At 29.1% G+C, this 2,638-nt stretch carries 5 protein-coding genes; 3 read left to right on the plus strand and 2 right to left on the minus strand.

Going from position 1 to position 2,638, the window contains the following annotated elements; all coding sequences use genetic code 11:
- Positions 1-279: 279 nt before the first annotated feature.
- Entirely contained in the window at positions 280-531 is a 252-nt protein-coding gene (locus tag BG20_RS09920; protein WP_007401689.1) for a hypothetical protein, read from the plus strand.
- Between the two features lie 18 nt (positions 532-549).
- Here BG20_RS09920 and BG20_RS12535 read toward each other — a convergent pair whose 3' ends face one another.
- Positions 550-702, minus strand: coding sequence for a hypothetical protein (locus tag BG20_RS12535; protein WP_162097331.1), 153 nt, complete (start codon positions 700-702; stop codon positions 550-552).
- A gap of 547 nt (positions 703-1,249) precedes the next feature.
- On the opposite strand from BG20_RS12535, the gene BG20_RS12810 reads away from it, so the two are divergent.
- Both BG20_RS12810 and BG20_RS09935 read left to right on the plus strand, forming a co-directional pair.
- Positions 1,250-1,450 (plus strand): hypothetical protein, encoded by a 201-nt coding sequence (locus BG20_RS12810; RefSeq protein WP_048097224.1) that lies wholly within the window; start codon positions 1,250-1,252, stop codon positions 1,448-1,450.
- A 79-nt stretch (positions 1,451-1,529) separates the two neighbouring features.
- A complete protein-coding gene (locus BG20_RS09935) occupies positions 1,530-2,072 on the plus strand; it encodes a hypothetical protein (RefSeq protein WP_010194740.1) in 543 nt (180 codons plus the stop codon).
- Between the two features lie 34 nt (positions 2,073-2,106).
- Here BG20_RS09935 and BG20_RS13480 read toward each other — a convergent pair whose 3' ends face one another.
- Positions 2,107-2,595: a hypothetical protein gene (locus BG20_RS13480; protein ID WP_010194741.1), complete on the minus strand. Its 489-nt coding sequence runs from the start codon at positions 2,593-2,595 to the stop codon at positions 2,107-2,109.
- Between the last annotated feature and the right edge of the window lie 43 nt (positions 2,596-2,638).

A 2,638-nucleotide genomic window follows, 5' to 3' on the forward strand; every position in this document is an offset into this window, starting at 1 on the left:
AATATAGAGCATCTTATGCCAAAATTTGTTCAGCATTGGATGAAGTTATTTTTTGTTCCATTCTTCCTAACTTTTGTTAAAAATATGCTTAATTGTATGCATTTTGGAGGTATTTTTGAACATAGTTGATGAAAAATTTCATCGATTTTAATATTATTACATTTATTTTTAATTCTTATTTTGAATGTAAATTTTTTAAGCGAATTATTATATTTGATATTAGTGATTAGTTGATAGTATTATTGTGCAAGTTTGATAAAATTCAGGAATTTTAGAAACATGAAAAAACTTGATAATCTTTTATTGAATTGCAGTTCTTGTAATCTTAAAGCAATTTTTGATTTAATTGATAGCATTGAATGTGATTGGGGTGAACATGTAGTAATACAATGTACAAATTGCGAGGAACTGTTTTCAATTGATCACAAGTGTCCTGCATTTTCTAGTATTATGGAATTAATTAAATTCAATAAGGATTTGATGACTAAACAAGAAATATTGGATTATGGCTCTTTATCTCACCCGTGTTAAGTATTTTTAAATTTGATTCTATTTTTTAAATAATTCTAACTCTTCTAGAATTTTAGTCATTGAATGTTTCCATCTTCGCATTGCATCAATATCATGCGGTCTGTTTTTTTCCATCTCTTCTTTTTCTTTTAATAACTCCTGGTGTCTTTTATTGTCTATTTTTTTTGCCATTACCATGCTCTATTTTATGTCGTATAATAATACAAAACCAACAATTAACGAAATTACTGAAACTCCCATGGTGATTATGAATTTTATATTCACAAGATAATTTCATTTATCTAAAATTAATAGTTTCTAAATGAAAGCAAGCAAGTTTGATGTCTTTTGCTTCAGTCCCTTTGGGGGATATGGTAAGACTATCAAACAAGCAATCACTCTTGCTTTCGATTTATAAAAATTATTTTTGAAAAATTGATAAAATGAGCCATGTCTTGTTAATTGATCAAAATTGGTCTGAAAAAATGATCCAATTTTTATCATTTATGCGTGCCTAGAATTTCTTTAAAATTTTAATATTCTATCTTAGTGTTTTTCAAAATAAACACACATTTTCTTTTAATCTGCGTTGAGATATCAATAATGAGTCATCTTGTTTGGCGGCATTCCTACGTTTGCCTTAACCTGACCATACGCCCTAGAATTCGTGGCCGTCAAACATGTTTTTATTTTCCAAATCGAAAACTTTTCAAATCTTATTCTTATAATAATAATTCCAATGATAGTATGTAGGGGTGCTAAAATATTCGATAAAGTTGAAAAGTGTAATTTTCTTTTTGCTGGAAATTGGGGTGCTCCTGAATTAATTGAACATCAAAAATTACATCAATCATTAGAAAATGAAAATTATTCCTGGCTGGGGTTTGATTCCCCTCAAACTTTTGGAAAATTTAGTCAACGTGATGGGAAAAGATCCTGATTTTGTATTCCCCTTTTAATTATCATAATCGTTCCAAATAAAATCAATAATTTTATTCCCATGTGATTTACATGTATGCATGAGTAAGTCTAACACTATATCTTGGTCAAAAGAGCGTTTATTGAATTGGTCTGATTTTCAAGCCGAATCCAACCCCGCATCATATGAAGATGCTCATAGTGTGATTAAATTTCATTATACTTGGACAGTTAGCTCTGATAGTATTGGCAGTCAGATTAGATTCTTTATTGAAAATATTGATTTAACAGTAGAGTTTCATCCATTACTTTCTTGGGTTAGATTATCTCATGCAACATCTGATTTACTTAAACATGAACAAGGACATTTTGATCTTGCACAATTATTAAAGCCAGAAATAGTAAAACAAATCCATAGTGTCTTTGAAGGAAGAAAGTTTCCAACAAGAGGTCAACACCCAGAACAGCAAAAACAATTTGCTCGTGAGGATTCTGGGTTGATGATAGCAAATGAAGTTGAAAAATGGGAGAAATATCTCTGTGAAAAACGAGAGGAGTATGATCAACTTACCGATTTTGGACAAATATCAGCAAAACAGCAAGAACACAATGAACAGTTTAAAAAATTAAGAGATTCAAATTAATTTTAATGAATTAATGAATTGTAAGTCTGAATCTTTATTGTCTGATTATTTTATTTTCTGGAATTGAATTGATGTAATTTACAAGGCTACGATAATATTTTAAATGAAAATCTAAATCCTTGATTTCTGTTTGTTTTAGTTTTTCTAACTCTGGACCAAAATCACGTTTGTCTGCCTGTATGTGATTTAATGTATTCTCATTAATCTCTATCATATGAAATAGACTGCGTAATACCTCTTCTTTGGTCAATGTCTTATCACATGATCTTTTTAGTAGAGATTCTACCCAATCCATAGTTTTTGTTTTAAAATTATTATTTCTGTTCCTGAATGTATCTTTTCTAACCTTTACTGTAATTTTGTTTAGTATTATTTTATTTGTAAATCTACTATTGGTCCTTTTTTGTTTTCTTTTTTTGTCCATAATCTCTCGATTCCTTTCAATGTCTGAGTGGATTTCTACGTGATCATATAATGCCTCTTTTGTGTCAAAAATTTGCTCACAATAATAACACTGGTGCATTCCTTGCTTATGTCAATCTCAAATTAAATACTTTCTCTATATT

The sequence above is a fragment of the Candidatus Nitrosarchaeum limnium BG20 genome, from assembly GCF_000241145.1.
In the GTDB taxonomy this organism is placed as follows: domain Archaea; phylum Thermoproteota; class Nitrososphaeria; order Nitrososphaerales; family Nitrosopumilaceae; genus Nitrosarchaeum; species Nitrosarchaeum limnae.

Excerpts from the sequence above, each read along its gene's own strand:
- BG20_RS09935 (WP_010194740.1), top strand. The coding sequence starts at position 1,530 with ATGAGTAAGTCTAACACTATATCTTGGTCAAAAGAGCGTTTATTGAAT.
- BG20_RS12535 (WP_162097331.1), bottom strand. The coding sequence starts at position 702 with ATGGCAAAAAAAATAGACAATAAAAGACACCAGGAGTTATTAAAAGAA.
- BG20_RS13480 (WP_010194741.1), bottom strand. The coding sequence starts at position 2,595 with ATGCACCAGTGTTATTATTGTGAGCAAATTTTTGACACAAAAGAGGCA.
- BG20_RS12810 (WP_048097224.1), top strand. The coding sequence starts at position 1,250 with ATGATAGTATGTAGGGGTGCTAAAATATTCGATAAAGTTGAAAAGTGT.
- BG20_RS09920 (WP_007401689.1), top strand. The coding sequence starts at position 280 with ATGAAAAAACTTGATAATCTTTTATTGAATTGCAGTTCTTGTAATCTT.